Genomic DNA, 17,998 nt, shown 5'->3' on the forward strand with positions numbered 1-17,998 from the left:
TTTAAAATCTTTCTGGTCTAGGGTTTTTCCAAGTAGAAACAAAACCATCTGTTTTCAAAGATTTAGCTCGCCTTTCAAGAATTTCTCTATTAAGTCTCCAAACGCTATATACCCCGAAGTTACCTAAGACTTTTGGATTAAGTCCTTGCCAATAAGGTTTTTCCACTGATCTTTTATCAATAAGTAAAAGGATAGTTTCTGAGCCATTGGAACCATAGATAGGTATCCCTTCCCAGCCTCTTCTCTTCTCATTTTTAAGTCGATCTATAACATTTATCAAAGCATTTTTAGATCTACCTTCAAAAACAATGACCTGATTAGTATAAAAATGAATTGATGGTTTCATAGCCCCTACCATAACTAAAGGCTCGTTTCTATTTTGAGAATTTATAAGTAATTCTGAAGCTTGCCTTAACGGAAGTTGTCTTAACCTATCTGCCAATTCAAAAGTTGGTAACACAATCAGAAAATGGAATACAACTATAGGAATTTGTAAAATCAATAGTTTTCCATATATTTTTCTAGAGGAAAACATAATTCCTAGAACAGCAATTAAAAGGAATATGAATCCAGCTTTTTCAATTAAAAGACTATGGGTTAATTCTTCGGAAAACCTGGGTATCTCCGGATCATTAAGTAGCTGAATCCATAGTTTTGAAGAGAAGAGAATTATGGAAAAGAGTATGGATAAAAATATTGTTAATTTCCAAGCCAAAGATTTTAGGAATTCCTCTTTAAAATCATTAGTTAAGGAAAATGATATTAAAATTGATGCTGCAGGAGTTGCAGGAAGCCAATAGCTAGGTAGCTTTGTTGCTGAAATAGTAAAGAAGACAAAAACAGAAATTAACCAAAAAAATGAAAACTCAAATAACGACTTATCTGGTTTTTTAATAACCCTTCTAGAGCATTTAAATATATTACAAAAATTCTTCCAAATACTTATCAATAAAAATGGAGTAAACGGTAAAGAAGCAATACATAATACTATTAAAAAAAACCACCAAGATTCTCCATGTGAATTTACTACTGACGTAAATCTTTGAAGATTGTGATACCCAAAGAAACTATCTAAAAAAGGTTTGCCCTCTATTAACAATTCAATTAAGTACCAAGGAAAACTAATAATAAAAACAATAAAAAATCCCGGAATTACCCTTAATGTTTTTAAAGTTCTAAAAAAATCATTTTGAAATAAAGCAAAAAAGAAAATTGTTAACCCAGATAGCACCAATGAGACAGGACCTTTAGTTAAAACTGCCAATGACAAAAAGATCCAAGACAGCCACCAAACTTCTCCTTCTGGATTAGCGTATCTTCTCCATTTAAAAAGTAAGCAAACACCTAGAGTGCTGCAAAGCAGAGCATCACTTACGGCAATCCTTCCCCAAATTATTACTAAAGGCGACAATGCAAATAACAACGAAGTAGAAACTGCAGTTCTTCTAGTGAAATTATTTTCTTCTTGGGGATATCTCATCATTGTGTCCCCTAAAACAAGCATTAAAAAAATTGTTGATAATGCCGAGGGAAGTCTGGCAGCCCATGTTCCTAGAGGGTCCCAAGAAGTATTACCTGGAAATGAAAATCCTATCCCCATCAACCAATAAACCAAAGGAGGTTTATCAAAGCGAGGTAGTCCATTTACTTGAGGAGTTAACCAATTTCCTGTTTCTGCCATTGTTCTACTTGCTGCAGCAAACAGGGGGGGTGTTTCGTCAACTAAACCTGTTGTGCCTAATTGAAAAACAAAGATTATTAATCCAAAAAATAAAATACAAAGAAGACCTCTTCTTCTTTGCTTCAAAGTTGGGGGAAATGATTTCGTTAAACTTTTCAATTAATCTTAAAATTCTGCAGATAAATTTTTATTTAAGCCTTTATTAAGCCAATTCTCAACACGTTCTGCAAAAACTTTATTGGTGGCTTTCTTTTCAAACCAATCCCTACAATTTTTTCTTTTGATTTTAGAGACAAGTTTTGTTGCTTTTATCATTCCTTCTATATCATTAGGCTTAACCAAAAAGCCATTGAATCCATCTTCTATCAATTCACCAGGTCCTCCAAGATCATATGCAATCACTGGAACTCCACAAGCCATCGCTTCAACAATAACGTTCCCGTAAGCTTCATTCCATTTAGGAGTGTTTATTAAAGCCCTACATCTTCCTAGTTGTTCCTGAAATTTATTCGTTGGAATGAATCCTTTCCACTCAATAATTTCTTTTTTAAAAATGTTTTCAGTTTTTGATGCATATTCTTTATCTTCAATAAGTCCCCAAACTAATAATTTTTCACCTAAATCATTTGCAACTCTTACTGCATCTTCTAAACCTTTCTCTGGTGCGATTCTTCCAGCCCAACCTAAAGGACCATTTTCATTTTTATTGTATAAATAATTTTTCTTATCAAAACCATTACCAACAATTATTGGATCAGTTTTTAAGTCGTAATCTTTTGATTGTATTTTTGTATGAAAAGCCAACTGAAAAGGGAATAAATGACTTATTTCACTAATAATTTCTTTCATTATTAGTGATTCAGCACCCATACTAATTAAATGAAATATTTTAATTCCTTGAGTCTTTGTTAACCATAACGGAAGCCAATCGTATGCAAAGTTAATAACTGCGTCAGCTTGATTTGCTAAATCAAGCGCAGCTTCCCATAGCTTCGGTAAAACACTATTAGAGGGAATTATAACTGGATCTGTTTTATTCTGATGTTGCCAACTAGGTTGATCAATTCCATCGATTAATTTTATTTCAAGTAATTCACTTTCAAAAGGTAATTTTGACCCTTTTGGTGCAATTAAAATAATTTTATGACCTAATAAAATTAATCCTTTTATAAGAGAAATAATAGTAAGTTCAACTCCACCACCTTTACCACTCCCTAGGCAACCTATAGGTGTGCTTACAAGAATAAGTTTTAATTGCTTATTGACCAATTAAATCAAGCCTCTTCTATTAATTTCTTATTACTATTACCACCCCAGAACCTTCTTCTCTGGCTAACAAATAGTACTGACATTAAAACCAAAACAACTCCAACCCACTGAAGTAGAAAAAGTCTCTCGCCTAACCAAATTCCACCAGTAATCAATGCAAATACAGGAGTTAAAAATGCAAGAGTACTAAAGCTTGTTAATTCTTTACGGCTTGCAAACCAAAAAAATAATCCATAGGCCAATGCGCTTCCAAACAAACTTGAATAAGACATCAAAGTCCATTCAAAAGCAGACCAATCAGGTACCAATGGCCAATTTTTATCGAAGACATGCCAAAAAAGAAGGGGGACGCTGCCTAAAACCATGTGCCATCCTGTTACTGCGACAGGATCACTGTTTTTACAAGCGAAACGAATAAGCACCGTCCCTAAAGCCATAGAGCCGGCTGCGCATATCATCCAAACCTCTCCATGGCTTAAAAAATTACTTCCTGATTCAAATTTGCCAAGCAAAAACCAATTTCCAAGCAACTCAGTAGGAACTCCGAGACAAATTATTCCCACCAAACCAAGTATCAAGCCGATCCATCCAATTGGATTTATTGCATCTCCAAACAAAATTCTTGCTAATAAAGCAACCATCAGAGGTTGGGAATCTATAAGAACAGAACCCAAACCTGCTCCTGTTTCCATTAAACCTTTTGCTAGAAAAATCTGAAAAAGGGTTGCGTCAATCAAAGTAAATACGAAAAACCACACCAAATCATCTTTTGAAATATTCCAACTTCTCTTTAAGAAAGGCACTGAAGCCAAAACCACTAAACCTGCGGGCAAAAGCCTTAGTGAGGCAACAATCTCGGGTCCCGCGGCATTAACCAAAGGCGCCATAGCCGCCATTGAGGTACCCCAAAGAGCGAACGGCAAGATCATCAAAAACCAATTCCAAATGACAAACATAAGGTCAGAAAGCAATCTCCTTTTTAAGATCAATAAAGTTATGCATAATTTGAATGATTTGGCCCTTGAGACGCAAATCCAAAAAAAGGATGGCACGAATCTGTATTGAAGGTCCTATCAATGCAGAAACTCGAAAAAATGTTCTAAAAGCATTAAAGCAAATTGAAGAAAGAGAGTTCCCAGCCCTATTACTTCGCATTGATAGTCCTGGAGGAACAGTTGGTGATAGCCAAGAAATCCATAGTGCTCTCTTGAGACTAAGAGAAAAAGGTTGTCATGTTGTAGCCAGTTTTGGCAATATTTCAGCCTCAGGAGGAGTCTATATAGGAGTAGGTGCTGAAAAAATTGTTGCCAACCCAGGAACAATAACAGGCTCTATTGGTGTGATTTTAAGAGGAAATAACTTATCTAAGTTATTAGAAAAAGTTGGTATTAAATTTGAGACGGTGAAAAGTGGAATTTATAAAGACATCCTTTCACCTGATCGAGCTTTATCAACTGAAGAAAGGGCACTACTTCAATCTCTAATTGATAGCAGTTATGAACAATTTGTTATGGCAGTTTCAAGAGGAAGAAATTTAACACCAGAAGTTGTTAAGAGTTTTGCCGATGGGAGAGTTTTTACCGGAGAGCAAGCTAAAGAATTTGGTCTGGTTGATGAGATTGGTGATGAAAACGATGCAAAATTACTTGCTATTAAAATTGCAAACCTAGATGAAAAAACAAAGCCAATCACCTTTGGTAAATCCAAAAAGAAATTATTAGGGTTTTTACCAGGTGGAAAATTAATCCACAATCTTCTAAATACATTAAACATGGAGTTCGAGGGAAATGGACAAATCCTTTGGCTCTATAAACCATGAATTTCCAAAATGAATTTACTAATCTCTGTGCATTGAGAGGGGCAACGACTTGTGAAAACAATTCTGTTGAGTCAATCACTTCAGCGGTAGAAGAATTGCTAGTTGAATTAGTCTCAAGAAATAATTTGATCCCAGATCAAATTATTTCTGTTACTTTTTCCGTCACATCAGACTTAGATGCTTGTTTCCCCGCCTCTATTGCTAGAAAAAAAACAGGCTGGGAAAAAATCGCACTTTTAGACTGCCAACAAATGTTTGTTAAAGACGACTTATCGAAATGTATTCGACTTCTTGCTTACGTTTCTTTAGCAAATAATCAGACACCCCAAAATCCTTATCTAGGGAAAGCAAAAAATTTACGTCCAGACAGATAAATTAAGATTTTTCCCAACAACCACTTATATTTAAAAAAATCATGCTTATCCACTTGAAAATATTCAAGTGATTTATATTTCTGAAAAATTCAAATTATGTCCAAGAAGAAATCATTATCAACCATCAAGAAATTTGTTTTTATTGGATTTTCAGCTTTTTTGTTTGGAACAGGTGCTTCTCTCTTCACTCCAAAGTCTTCTGCATCCCCAGGATTCTTTGAACACCAATGGGATCCAGAGCCAGGATACAAAAGATTAAAATATTATCAATCTGCTTCCGAAAGAAATGAAAGAGCTACTTATTACCTCTTTCTTAGAGGCAAGGAAAGAAAAGAAGATATTGTCAAATTGACCATTGCAGTTCCAAATTATTTTAAAGCAAAAATTAAGACCAAAAAATTAAGTCTCTGTAAAGTAAAAGTCGGAGGATATACTGAAAGGACTCGTTGTATAGAAAATATTCCTTCTCTAATTGAAGTTAACAATAAACAAACTTCTATTGAAATCTTTCCAGAAAAGCCAATTCCATCCAACAAGGATAATTACGCTGTAGTAATGAAAATATTTAATCCTAGAAAAAGAGGCATGTTTCAATTTCGAGCACTCTCTCAGAAATCAGGAGACATTCCTATCTCAACATATTTGGGCACTTGGAACATAGACGTTCAATGAGCTGATAAATTAACATCTATATCTAATCCAATACGAGAATAAATAAAAATGACAAAAAGGACCTTTGGAGGAACTAGTAGAAAAAGGAAAAGAGTTTCCGGCTTTAGAGTGAGAATGAGATCTCATACTGGAAGAAGAGTTGTGAGAACTCGCAGGAAACGTGGAAGAGCTCGTTTAACAGTCTAAACATTCTTTTAAAGATACTTACAAGTAAAGTTTCTTCTAATGGTTTTACCAAAACATATGCGACTCAAAGGTCATAGATGTTTTGACTTCATTTATAAAGAGGGCTCAAGGTTTTATAGCCCTTCAATGGTTCTAAGGATTACAAAAGCAAATACAAAGCTTCAATCAAAAGGATTTAACTCACATATTGGGTCCTCCATAAAATGTGCCATTTCAATAAGCAATAAAGTAAGCAAAAAATCAGTTACAAGAAATAAGCTTCGACGGTTATTTCACCATCACTTGTCAGAAAGACTTTCTAATATCTCTTATGAAAATGAAGTTTGGGCTTTTATTTCCTTGAAACCTTCTTGCATGAAAAATTCTAATAGTGCGCTGCTTAGAGAATGTGACAAACTACTCTATAAGGCTGGAATAACAAAATGAAAAACGGTCCTAACGAAGACATTTTTTACGAAGGCGGCCCTGCCAATGGTGATTTAATAATAAATTTGATGGCTGGTATAACACTTATAGGTTTACCTTTTACTTTTGGAGCGCTGGTTAGAGCTTTGTGGGTCAGATACAAAATTACGACTCGTCGAATATCTGTTACAGGTGGCTGGCTAGGCAGAGACAAAACTCAAGTTGTTTATAGTCAAATAAGTGAAATCAGGGCAATTCCAAGAGGTTTAGGGTCTTATGGTGATATGGTTTTAGTCCTTAAAGATGGAGCTCGCTTAGAGATGAGATCACTTCCAAATTTTAGAGAAACAGAATCATATATTCTTCAAAAAATAGAAAATTCACCCACCAATAAACTTGTTAAAGACGTTCAGGGCTTTTCAAACTAATGAGCCCTCGCAAATATGTGAGACAAGAACACATCTTCTAAGGCAAACTGGCCTAACAAACTCAATCTTTCTAAATTAAAAACCGTGATCGGGTACATCTCAGACAATCTACTTATCCCGATCCTAGATTTTTTCTACGGATTAGTTCCTAGTTATGGACTAGCGATTGTCGCATTAACTATAGTTATACGTCTAGCACTTTTTCCTCTTAGCGCTGGCTCCATCAGAAGCGCGAGAAGGATGAAGATAGCTCAGCCTGTAATGCAAAAAAGGCAGGCTGAGATCAAAAGTCGCTACGCAAGCAATCCTCAAAAGCAACAAGAAGAGTTAGGGAAATTAATGGGTGAATTTGGTAGTCCTTTAGCTGGATGCCTTCCTCTTCTTGTTCAGATGCCTATCTTGTTTGCATTATTTGCAACTTTGAGGGGTTCACCTTTTGCTGACGTACCATATCTGGTAAATATTAAAGTTCTGCCTTCAGACCAATTAGCTGCTGTAGAACCCAAACCTTTCAAGACAGCAAAACATTCCATATTTATTACTGAAAAAAATCATTTTCCTGTTATTGCATCTCTTCCTGGAGGCACAAAAATAGGTTCAGGTGAGAAAGTTAAAATCAATTTACAAACAATTAGTGGTGATTCATACGTCAACGAATTGCAGAAATACGAAAATGGAGCTAAATTTTCTCCTTCTTGGAAAGTCACAAAAGGAGAAGAGGTTGTACAAGTATCCGCAGACGGAACTGTAAGTGCAATTAATCCTGGTGATGCGACAGTCGAAGCGAAGATTCCAGGTTTAGCAGCTAAAAGCGGTTTCTTGTTTATAAAAGCACTAGGAAATGTTGGCTTTTATGTAGATGGTGCCATTCATTGGGATATTGCCATTCTAGTAGCAGGCTTTGGTTTAACACTTGTCATTTCGCAGGTCCTTTCGGGAAGAGGGATGCCTGTAAACAAACAACAATCAACTGCTAATAAAATTACACCTGTAATGATAACTGGAATGTTTTTATTCTTCCCTCTACCTGCTGGTGTTTTGCTTTATATGGTCATTGCAAATATTTTCCAAGGGTTACAAACTTTTCTTCTTAGTAGAGAATCTCTACCAGAGAATTTACAAAAAATTCTTGATGACCAATTAAAACAGCAAGATAAGACTTCGGTTTCTGTTACTGCAGAAGTAATATCAGATTCAGATAGATTACCTTTTGAACCAAAAAGTAATAAATAATTTCAGGACCAACTTATTATATAAATGATGTCTTATCTATAATCATAGATTCAACTTATGTCTCATTGGGACGAACAACTTGATCTACTAATTAGAGCAAGAACTCCAATTATTTGGATAAGGAGTAATGAAGAAGAAAGAGTTGAAACTCTTTTAAAAAATTCTACTAAGAGACTTTCGCCAAGAAGACTTGCAACTTGGGATTATATAGATGGGATTGGTAATATTCTTAATTCCAATAAAATTGGCTCTAGGCAGCCAATGGCTGTTCTTGAATGGATTAAAAAACTGGATGAAAGTTCTCCAACGATACTTTTGTTAAAAGATTTTCACCATTTTTGTGAAGATCCAGGCATCCTAAGAATGTTGAAAAATTTAACTGTCTATCTTAGATCAAAGCCTCATTCAATAATTATTAGTTCTGGCTTATGGAGCCCGGCAAACGATTTAGAAGAGGACCTAACTATTCTTGATCTCCCTCTACCTAAAGAAAATGAAATCAAAACACTTTTATCAAATATCTCTAAGGCAAGTAGTTCTCATTTAGAGGATAACGTTCTCAAGGAACTTACAAACGCATGTGGAGGTCTTAGTGAATCCAGAATTCGTAAAGTAGCTGCTAGAGCTCTGGCTCAAAGGGGTCAAATTGGCAAAGAAGATTTAATAGAAGTACTGGAAGAAAAACGCCAATCTATTGCTCGTAGCGAGGTGCTGGAATATTGCAAGACAGATAAGTCGCCAAATGATGTTGGAGGTTTACAAATATTGAAAGATTGGTTGAAGCAAAGAAAACAAGCTTTCTCAGAAGAAGCAAAAGATTTTGGATTGCCTTTACCCAAAGGGGTTTTGCTAGTCGGCCCTCAAGGAACAGGAAAATCTCTAGTAGCTAAAGCAATAGCAAATAGTTGGTCTATGCCCTTATTAAGACTTGATGTAGGTAGATTATTTGCTGGCTTAGTAGGAGCCAGTGAAGCACGAACAAGAGAAACCATTCAGCGCGCTGAAGCTATGGCCCCTTGCATTTTGTGGATTGACGAAATTGACAAGGCTTTTGGTGGAGATGGAAGAAGTGATGGAGGAACCAGTCAAAGAGTCCTTGCAAATATTCTTACTTGGATGTCAGAAAAAACTTCTTCTGTTTTTCTTGTGGCCACTGCAAATGGAATTGATAAGCTTCCTGCTGAACTACTCAGAAAAGGAAGATTCGATGAAATTTTCATGCTGGAATTACCCTCTAGGAATGAAAGACATCGCATCCTTGAACTTCATCTTCAAAAACGAAGACCTAATTTACAAATTGATTTAAAGGCTGCTGTTGATAGAACTGAGGGATTCTCTGGAGCAGAATTAGAACAAACTGTCATAGAAGCAATGTATTTTGCATTTGCAGAGAAAAGAGAGCTTCTTGAAGGAGATTTGATACTTGCTACAAGTCAACTTGTCCCTCTTTCTAGAACGGCAAGAGAACAACTTGAATCTTTAAAAGAATGGGCATCTGGTGGAAGAGCAAGAGCTTCATCACCAAAACTTTTTTAGATTTCTAGTTGTTTTTAGTTTTAACAAAAGAAAAAGTAGTTCTTAATCCAGAAGAAATTAACAAGGGTGATTATTTTTAGGAACAATTAACGATTAGGCTAAAGGGACTTAAATATTTAGATAGTGATAGACCAGCGAATTCTTAGGGAGAATCCTAATTTAATTAAGGAAGGACTTATATCAAGAGGAATGGATGTTGATTTAGGCCCTCTTCAAAAATTATGCAAAGATCTAAAAGAGCTTGAGGAAAAAAGAAGCACTTTACAAGCACAGGGAAATTCAATAGGCAAAGAGGTTGGACAAAAAATAAAAAAAGGTCTTTCTCCAAATTCTGAAGAGATCTCAAACCTACGAATCAAAGGAAACCAAATAAAAAAACAAGTTTCGGTTATTGAAGAGGAAGAAAAATCTATTTCACAAAGATTAAATGAACAAATACTTTGTTTACCCAACCTTCCAGAGAAAAATGCTATTAAAGGAAAAAACGAAAAAGATAACAAGGAAATAAGAAGATGGGGTGAACCTTCATCGGGAAATAATCTCAAAGAGCATTGGGAAATTGCTAGTAAATTAAACCTCTGGGATAGTGAGAAATCATCATTAATAGCCAAAAGTCGATTTGTAACCCTTTTCAACCAGGCTGCAAAACTTGAGAGATCACTCATAAACTTCATGCTTGATTTGCATGTTAAAAAGGGATATTTAGAAGTTCTTCCTCCAGCACTTGTAAACACAGCAAGTCTTACTGGATCAGGACAGTTACCAAAATTTGCAGAAGAAAGTTTTCGATGTGCTGATGATGATTTATGGCTTACTCCTACTGCTGAAGTTCCATTAACGTCTCTTCATAGAGGTGAAATAATCCCTAAAGATTTGCTCCCATTAAAGTACGTTGCTTATAGTCCCTGCTTCAGAAGAGAAGCTGGGAGTTACGGTAGAGACACTAGAGGCCTAATCAGACTTCATCAATTCAATAAAGTAGAACTATATTGGTTCTCTAGTCCTGAAAAGTCTAAAGAAGCTTTAGAACAAATGACTTGTGATGCAGAATCTGTGCTGCAAGAACTAGAACTTCCTTATAGAGTAATTCAGCTTTGCACAGGAGATTTAGGTTTCTCAGCAAAAAGAACATACGATCTGGAGGTTTGGCTGCCAGGTGCAAATAGCTTTAGAGAAATATCTAGTTGCAGCAATTGCGGAGACTTTCAAGCTAGAAGATCTTCAATACGAACAAAAGATAACAATAAAAAAAATATACTTTTACATACTTTAAATGGTAGTGGACTGGCGATAGGTCGCACTATGGCTGCGATTCTGGAAAATGGTCAACAATCTGATGGAAGTATCAATTTACCAAAAGCCTTAATACCTTACTTCGGTTCGGACAAATTACAGCCAGAATAACTCAATCAAAATCTAATTAATGAACGTTCTCTTATCTATAGCTGTACTTGGCCTTCTTATTTTTTTTCATGAGGCTGGTCATTTTTTAGCAGCTGTTATTCAAAAAATTAAAGTTAGTGGGTTTTCAATTGGTTTTGGACCAGCTCTTTTAAAAAAGGAAATAAATGGAATTACTTATTCACTTAGATCTCTTCCTTTAGGGGGGTTTGTCTCCTTCCCTGATGAAGAAACAGATTCACTAGTTAAACCCAATGACCCTGATCTTTTAAAGAATAGGCCAATTCACCAAAGAGCAATAGTTATTTCTGCAGGGGTTGTAGCAAATTTATTACTTGCTTGGATTGTACTTATTGGTCAAGCAAGCTTTGCAGGGATTCCTACTCAACCTGAGCAAGGTGTCATAATTATGGGAATTCAGCCAGACGAGCCTGCATTTAAATCAGGATTAGTTGCTGGAGACAAAATAATAAGCGTAAACGGTCAACCATTAGGCAGAGGGAAAGAAGGGATCATAAATTTAGTCAATATTATTCAGACATCCTCAGGGGAAGAATTACTTTTCGAGAGAGTTAATCAAGATAAAAGTGAAACAGTTTCTATAACCCCCTCTGACAATGAAGGAAGTGGAAGGATAGGAGCTCAATTACAACCCAATCTTCCAAATGAATTATCTAAAGCAAAGAATATTAGTGAAATAGTTAATAGTTCAAATTCACAATTTTATGAATTACTAAGTCGAACAGTTATTGGCTATAAAAGTTTGATTACAAATTTTGCTTCAACTGCTCAACAGTTAAGTGGGCCAGTAAAAATTGTTGAAATTGGTGCTCAGCTTTCTGAACAAGGTGGATCAGGGCTTGTCCTTTTTTCTGCATTAGTTTCAATTAATCTTGCTGTTCTCAACTCGTTACCATTGCCACTTCTTGATGGTGGACAGCTAGTTCTTCTTATTCTAGAAAGTATCCGTGGGAAACCAGTGCCTGAGAAAATTCAATTAGCTTTTATGCAATCAGGCTTTGTCTTACTTGTGGGTCTCAGTGTGGTTTTAATAATCCGTGACACAACACAATTATCTTTAGTGCAACAATTTGTTCACAGATAATTATTCTAAAAATATTCTAAAAATATGGATATTTTTTTGTTGTCAAAATATTTTGAAAATAAATTCCAGGCAATATCTTAAAACAATCAGGCAAGGAGTTAAGATGCTATACAAATGTGCAAAATAAGCTCTTAATGGCCAAAAAGTCGATGATAGCGCGTGATGTAAAGCGCAAAAAACTCGTAGAAAGATACGCAGCTAAGCGTAAAACACTTATTGATGCTTTCAAATCAGCCAAAGATCCTATGGAGAGACTAGAGATTCATAGAAAGATTCAAGCTTTACCTAGAAATTGCGCACCAAATAGAATTAGAAATCGTTGTTGGGCTACAGGAAAGCCAAGAGGTGTTTATAGAGATTTTGGCCTTTGCAGAAATCAACTTAGATCAAGAGCACATAATGGAGAATTGCCTGGAGTAGTTAAATCAAGCTGGTAAAAACTAACAGTAAATTCAATTACACCAAGAAGTGGTAAAGATTAAATCTCCCACTTTTTTTTTAGTTTTAGAGTTTCAGTAATTGTGGTAAATGTTTCCTCAAGGAAACAAATCTATCAAGATTTTTACTCAATTAGTCCCATTAAGTGTAAGAATGTCTGAAGACAAAAAGCTATAAAGTCACGTGCAAGGTCAGACAAAATCCGTTTCCTTCGATGGTAGAGAGATAAAGCTCACTACAGGGAGATTTGCTCCACAGGCTGGTGGTTCAGTAATGATTGAATGTGGGGACACCTCCGTTCTAGTAACAGCAACAAAATCTACAGGGCGAGAAGGGGTAGATTTCCTACCTTTAATGTGTGATTACGAAGAAAGGTTATATGCAGCAGGAAGGATTCCAGGAAGTTTTATGCGACGTGAAGGACGTCCTCCCGAGCGAGCAACTTTAATATCAAGGCTTATTGATCGCCCGATGAGACCTCTTTTCCCTGGTTGGATGAGAGACGATATACAAATAGTTGCGACATGTCTCTCCTTAGATGAACGAGTTCCTGCAGATGTTTTGGCTGTAACTGGATCTTCAATGGCAACGTTGATGGCAGGCATCCCTTTCCAAGGTCCTATGGCCGCTGTTCGAGTTGGTCTATTAGGTGATGACTTCGTTCTTAATCCAAGTTATCGAGAAATCGAAAGAGGTGATCTTGATCTTGTAGTTGCAGGGACTCCAGATGGAGTAGTGATGGTTGAAGCAGGTGCTAATCAACTTTCAGAACAAGATGTTATTGAAGCTATTGACTTTGGCTACGAAGCCATAACTGAATTAATCAATGCTCAAAAGGAAGTTTTAAAAGAAGCAGGAATCAAACAAGAGGTACCAGAAGCGCCTCAAGTAGATGACACAATTTCAAACTATTTAGATAAAAATTGTACGAAATCAATTAGTGAAGTTTTGAAAAACTTCGATCAAACAAAAGAGGAGAGAGACAATAAAATTGAAGACATAAAGATAAGTATTTCTTCAAAAATAGATGGACTAAAGGATGACAATGCTGTTAAGAAATCTCTTTCTTTAAATAACAAGTTGTTAGAAAATAGTTATAAAGCTTTAACCAAAAAGTTAATGAGAGATCAGATAATTAAGGAAGGGAAAAGGGTCGATGGAAGAGAATTAAATGAAGTAAGGGAAATTGATGCAGATGCTGCAGTTTTACCCAATAGAGTTCATGGATCAGCTTTGTTTCAAAGAGGTTTAACTCAAGTTTTATCTACGGCAACATTAGGGACTCCAAGTGATGCACAAGAAATGGATGATTTAAACCCTAATACCGACAAGACATACATACATCACTACAACTTCCCACCTTATTCAGTTGGGGAGACTAAACCAATGAGAACTCCTGGCAGAAGAGAAGTTGGTCATGGAGCTTTAGCAGAAAGAGCCTTGATCCCTGTTCTCCCAGCAAAAGATACTTTCCCTTATGTTCTTAGAGTTGTTAGCGAAGTCTTGAGTTCAAATGGCTCTACTTCAATGGCTTCAGTATGTGGGAGTACTTTAGCCTTGATGGATGCTGGAGTTCCTTTAAAAGCTCCTGTTGGTGGAGCTGCAATGGGATTAATTAAAGAAGGAAAAGAAGTAAGAATTTTAACTGATATTCAAGGGATAGAAGATTTTCTTGGAGATATGGATTTCAAAGTTGCAGGGACAGAGAAAGGAATTACGGCCTTGCAAATGGATATGAAGATAACTGGACTTCCAATTGAGACAATTGGTGAGGCTATAAATCAAGCACTTCCTGCAAGGACTCATATATTAGGAAAAATGTTAGAGGCAATTGAGACACCAAAAGATAATCTTTCTCCTCATGCTCCAAGACTATTAAGTTTTAGAATAGATCCAGAACTTATAGGAACTGTTATTGGACCTGGCGGAAGAACAATAAAAGGTATCACCGAAAGAACCAACACAAAAATCGATATAGAAGATGGAGGGATAGTAACTATTGCATCCCATGATGGAGCAGCCGCAGAAGAAGCTCAAAGAATTATTGAAGGTTTAACAAGAAAAGTACATGAAGGTGAGATTTTCTCTGGCTCCATTACTAGAATCATTCCAATCGGCGCCTTTGTAGAAATCCTTCCTGGCAAAGAAGGAATGATTCATATTTCTCAATTATCTGAAGCACGAGTTGAAAAAGTTGAAGATGTTGTAAAAGTTGGAGACCAAGTCACTGTAAGAGTAAGAGAGATAGATAATCGAGGACGCATCAATTTAACGTTAAGGGGAGTACCTCAAAATGGTGGGATGAACAATTATCCTGAGCCAACTCCTACTCCTGTAGCCCCTCTTACTTAATAATTAGACTTTATATTTAGGTTCTTCTAAAGAGAAAAAATCCATAGCTTTTTGACAAATTTTTTGATGAGATTTACCATGACTAGCTATTAAGCAACCAGATTGAGAATAATTTGTTTTTTGGTAAGTCAATTTTCCTCCATCTGCATGAGAGAACATTCCACCAGCTGCATCAATAAGCGCATGAGGAGCGGCCATATCCCAATCCTTAGGAGAAGTTTTTCCAGATAGAGATATATAAACATCAGCATCTCCTCTTAAAATTGATGCGACTTTACAACCGACGCTACCTATCTTTTTCGTCTCAGCAAACGACAAAGTTGATAGAAGATTTAGAAGTTCTGTTTGTTGATGATTTTTGCTTGAGACGAGCACCAATTCAGATACATCTAGCCTCTCACTAAAAGAAACCGACTTTTTAGAACCATCACGATTTTCATACCAAGCACCACTTCCAAGGATTCCAAACCATAACTCCTCTTTTTCAGGAATCAAAACTATCCCAATTTTTGGTTTTTGCTTGTATGCCAAAGCAATATGAACTGCATAATTTTCAGATCCTTGAAGAAAATCCTTTGTTCCATCAAGTGGATCAATAATCCAGCACCAATCTTTTTTATAATGGCCTCGTTGAAAAGTTTTCTCCTTAGAAGTTTCTTCACTTAAAATATCCCATTCTTTATAAGTGAGATTATCCTTCAACCCAGAGGTCAATAATTCATTCACTGCCGTATCAGCTGCTGATACTGGGCCATCGCCACCTTCTTCTACAGTCAAATGTTTTGGGAAGCCAAAAGGAGGTTCTTGACCTCGCGCATAAGCCATCAAAACATCTGCGGCAGCCCAGCTAAGCTTTCTAAGTTCATCCAATAAAGTCGTTAAGTCGACCTCTTCTGGCACAACAAGATCAATTGACATAATGGATTTAATTGATGATCAACAGCCTCAACAAGAAAGATCCGAACCTTGTCCAGGTACTCTTTACATAGTAGGGACACCAATAGGCAACTTAGGTGATTTGTCTCCAAGGGCAAAGTCGATTCTAAAGAATGTGTCACTAATAGCCTGTGAAGATAGTCGAAGGAGTGGAAAACTAATGAAAATAATAGAATCTAAAGTACCTCTTCTTAGCTATCACAAACATAATTTCAAAAGTCGACAATCTCAATTACTGGAAATTTTAGAAAGTGGTGGAAGTCTTGCATTAATTAGTGATGCTGGATTACCAGGGATAAATGATCCTGGACAAGAGCTTGTTCATGCTGCAAAGTCAAAAAGTTATGAAGTGATTTGCATCCCTGGTCCATGTGCAGCAATAACAGCACTAGTAATAAGTGGATTACCCTCAGAAAGGTTTTGCTTTGAAGGGTTTCTTCCAAAAAAACAAAGTATTAGAAAAAAACGTTTGGAAGATATTTCTCAAGAACAAAGAACGTCAGTAATCTATGAATCACCACATCACTTAATAAAACTTTTAGAAGATTTATCTAATTTATGCGGAAATAAGCGTCCTATTCAAATCGCGAGAGAACTTACAAAAAGATACGAAGAGTCAATAGGAAAGACTATAGAAGAGGTCCTAAGATATTTTATTGTCAATAAGCCTAAAGGAGAATTTACAATTGTTTTAGGAGGAAATAGTAATAATAATAATAATAATAGAATAAGTGAATCTGAAGCATTAAATAAGCTCCATGAATTAATTAAGCAAGGAGAAAAATCAAACATCGCAGCTCGAAAAATCGCAGAAGAAACAGGTTATGAAAAAAAATGGCTTTATTCAAAGTTACATAAGAAACTTGACAAATAGTAATTTTAGCTTAATGCTGATTAAATATAAACTTTAAATTAAAATATTCTATATGTTTTTTAAATTAAAACTTTTAACCTTAAATGTTGCGACATCAATATTACTAATTTTCTTCCTCTGCCTTGGGTCCCAAAACTTAGGTAAGAAATATCGTTTAGATTTTCTCATAAATAAAACTGTATCGCTGCCAATTGGTTTCATAATAGGTACATCATTCACTGTAGGATTAATGTCTGGAGGAGTAACTTCAGTATTAATGATTAATAATAATGATAAAAATTAATCTTTGAAACAACTAATCATCCAAAGCAATAATTGAATCTTCTAGAATTAAACGAGTAATACCTTTTGAAATTAAATATGACTTTGAAAGTTTAAAAATACTTGTGTTTGGAACTTTAATAACTCTCTGATTTTTTGAACAAATTCTTTTCGCAGAACGTTGATTAGCAAATAATAAAATTGCATTTCTTTCTAATTCTTTTTCGGGCAAAAAACTCCATTCTGGCAAATCAGAAATAAGTTGTAAGTCCAGCTCAACTTTCTTATCAACAATCATATAAACTGTCTCAGGAAGGCTTTCATAATTAAGTATTTGAAAATCAGATTTTTTCTTCTCTAGATCAAAATCAAAACTAGAGATCAAGGGAACTATCTCCTCAAAATCTTGATCAAAATTCTGATGATTTTGATTGTGTTGATTATTTTGCATTTTAGAGGTTATATCTTCACCAAAATCATCAGAATCTTCAAGAGCTAAAAAAGCAATTTTTTCAAGCTCTGGGAATGGAGATTCTTCATTCACTTTTAAACTTAGGTCTTCTTGATTAACTTTTTCCTTAAATGAAATTGATGAATTTAACTGTTCTAAATCTTCAATTTTTTCTTTTTCTGTTTCATTGTTAACTAAATTTGTAGTTTTGTTACCGATCTTTGATCTTTTTTTCTTTACAAGTGCATATTCACTTTCTGACAATAGATTTTTGACCGTTCGATTTATAGTATTGGTAGTACAACTATATTTTTCCGCAAGGACATTGGTATTATCTCCAGCCATATAAGCCTCTAAAATTTCTTCTTTTTGCGTCTTGGTCAACCTTCTTGAAATCATTTCTATCATTTCTACTTATCCAAGATAAGACCTAATCACCAGAAGTAGTAAAAAAAATTTTTCAACCTATGAAAAACTCTTATAAAAAATTCAGGAATTAAAATAAATTAAATTCATTTTAATTAAAAACATCATCAATACTTGATTTTTAAAACATGAAAACTACTCTTCTCTCTTT

The 17,998-nt window shown here is 35.4% G+C and carries 18 protein-coding genes; 13 read left to right on the forward strand and 5 right to left on the reverse strand.

The features are described from left to right. Window position 1 precedes the first annotated feature (1 nt). From O5633_RS05060 to O5633_RS05070, 3 genes are read right to left on the reverse strand one after another with little or no spacing between them, the layout of a single operon-like run. Window positions 2-1,840, reverse strand: coding sequence for an ArnT family glycosyltransferase (locus O5633_RS05060; RefSeq protein ID WP_269611028.1), 1,839 nt, complete (start codon window positions 1,838-1,840; stop codon window positions 2-4). 6 nt (window positions 1,841-1,846) lie between these two features. After that, on the reverse strand, window positions 1,847-2,950 hold the full coding sequence (locus tag O5633_RS05065; RefSeq protein ID WP_269611029.1) for a glycosyltransferase: 1,104 nt from the start codon (window positions 2,948-2,950) through the stop codon (window positions 1,847-1,849). Window positions 2,951-2,955: 5 nt separating this feature from the next. Next, entirely contained in the window at window positions 2,956-3,906 is a 951-nt protein-coding gene (locus O5633_RS05070) for a DMT family transporter (RefSeq protein ID WP_269611030.1), read from the reverse strand. A 53-nt stretch (window positions 3,907-3,959) separates the two neighbouring features. Here O5633_RS05070 and sppA point away from each other — a divergent pair, with 53 nt between their 5' ends. The 12 genes from sppA to O5633_RS05130 all read left to right on the forward strand — a co-directional run bounded on the left by sppA (window position 3,960) and on the right by O5633_RS05130 (window position 14,899). Next, entirely contained in the window at window positions 3,960-4,769 is an 810-nt protein-coding gene (gene sppA / locus O5633_RS05075; protein WP_269611031.1) for a signal peptide peptidase SppA, read from the forward strand. Continuing rightward, window positions 4,766-5,143: a chorismate mutase gene (aroH, locus tag O5633_RS05080; protein ID WP_269611032.1), complete on the forward strand. Its 378-nt coding sequence runs from the start codon at window positions 4,766-4,768 to the stop codon at window positions 5,141-5,143. The genes sppA and aroH overlap by 4 nt, the downstream gene beginning before the upstream one ends. Before the next feature lie 96 nt (window positions 5,144-5,239). Beyond that, window positions 5,240-5,815: a DUF2808 domain-containing protein gene (locus O5633_RS05085; protein ID WP_269611034.1), complete on the forward strand. Its 576-nt coding sequence runs from the start codon at window positions 5,240-5,242 to the stop codon at window positions 5,813-5,815. Between the two features lie 48 nt (window positions 5,816-5,863). Then, on the forward strand, window positions 5,864-6,001 hold the full coding sequence (rpmH, locus tag O5633_RS05090) for a 50S ribosomal protein L34 (RefSeq protein WP_269606465.1): 138 nt from the start codon (window positions 5,864-5,866) through the stop codon (window positions 5,999-6,001). A gap of 39 nt (window positions 6,002-6,040) precedes the next feature. After that, window positions 6,041-6,427, forward strand: a complete 387-nt coding sequence (rnpA, locus tag O5633_RS05095) for a ribonuclease P protein component (RefSeq protein ID WP_269611035.1) — start codon at window positions 6,041-6,043, stop codon at window positions 6,425-6,427. Continuing rightward, the gene (locus tag O5633_RS05100; protein WP_269611037.1) at window positions 6,424-6,834 is read left to right on the forward strand and encodes a PH domain-containing protein; all 411 of its coding nucleotides are present in this window, start codon (window positions 6,424-6,426) and stop codon (window positions 6,832-6,834) included. The genes rnpA and O5633_RS05100 overlap by 4 nt, the downstream gene beginning before the upstream one ends. A gap of 84 nt (window positions 6,835-6,918) precedes the next feature. Continuing rightward, complete coding sequence (gene yidC / locus O5633_RS05105; RefSeq protein ID WP_269611038.1) at window positions 6,919-8,067, forward strand: membrane protein insertase YidC; 1,149 nt, start codon at window positions 6,919-6,921, stop codon at window positions 8,065-8,067. A gap of 57 nt (window positions 8,068-8,124) precedes the next feature. Then, window positions 8,125-9,603: an AAA family ATPase gene (locus tag O5633_RS05110; protein WP_269611039.1), complete on the forward strand. Its 1,479-nt coding sequence runs from the start codon at window positions 8,125-8,127 to the stop codon at window positions 9,601-9,603. A 123-nt stretch (window positions 9,604-9,726) separates the two neighbouring features. Further along, complete coding sequence (serS, locus tag O5633_RS05115; protein ID WP_269611041.1) at window positions 9,727-11,007, forward strand: serine--tRNA ligase; 1,281 nt, start codon at window positions 9,727-9,729, stop codon at window positions 11,005-11,007. 19 nt (window positions 11,008-11,026) lie between these two features. Then, window positions 11,027-12,109, forward strand: coding sequence for an RIP metalloprotease RseP (gene rseP / locus O5633_RS05120; RefSeq protein ID WP_269611042.1), 1,083 nt, complete (start codon window positions 11,027-11,029; stop codon window positions 12,107-12,109). 134 nt (window positions 12,110-12,243) lie between these two features. Then, window positions 12,244-12,546 carry a 30S ribosomal protein S14 gene (rpsN, locus tag O5633_RS05125; protein WP_269606477.1) on the forward strand — a complete coding sequence of 101 codons (303 nt, stop codon included), beginning with the start codon at window positions 12,244-12,246 and terminating at the stop codon, window positions 12,544-12,546. A 184-nt stretch (window positions 12,547-12,730) separates the two neighbouring features. Continuing rightward, entirely contained in the window at window positions 12,731-14,899 is a 2,169-nt protein-coding gene (locus O5633_RS05130) for a polyribonucleotide nucleotidyltransferase (RefSeq protein ID WP_269611044.1), read from the forward strand. A gap of 3 nt (window positions 14,900-14,902) precedes the next feature. Here O5633_RS05130 and O5633_RS05135 read toward each other — a convergent pair whose 3' ends face one another. After that, window positions 14,903-15,817 carry a 3'(2'),5'-bisphosphate nucleotidase CysQ family protein gene (locus O5633_RS05135; RefSeq protein WP_269611046.1) on the reverse strand — a complete coding sequence of 305 codons (915 nt, stop codon included), beginning with the start codon at window positions 15,815-15,817 and terminating at the stop codon, window positions 14,903-14,905. 1 nt (window position 15,818) lies between these two features. Here O5633_RS05135 and rsmI point away from each other — a divergent pair, with 1 nt between their 5' ends. Then, the gene (rsmI, locus tag O5633_RS05140; RefSeq protein ID WP_269611047.1) at window positions 15,819-16,709 is read left to right on the forward strand and encodes a 16S rRNA (cytidine(1402)-2'-O)-methyltransferase; all 891 of its coding nucleotides are present in this window, start codon (window positions 15,819-15,821) and stop codon (window positions 16,707-16,709) included. Window positions 16,710-17,004: 295 nt separating this feature from the next. Here rsmI and O5633_RS05145 read toward each other — a convergent pair whose 3' ends face one another. Further along, window positions 17,005-17,829 carry a hypothetical protein gene (locus tag O5633_RS05145; RefSeq protein WP_269611049.1) on the reverse strand — a complete coding sequence of 275 codons (825 nt, stop codon included), beginning with the start codon at window positions 17,827-17,829 and terminating at the stop codon, window positions 17,005-17,007. Window positions 17,830-17,998: the final 169 nt, after the last annotated feature.

It is taken from the genome of Prochlorococcus marinus str. MIT 1013, assembly GCF_027359395.1.
Classification (GTDB): domain Bacteria; phylum Cyanobacteriota; class Cyanobacteriia; order PCC-6307; family Cyanobiaceae; genus Prochlorococcus_B; species Prochlorococcus_B marinus_E.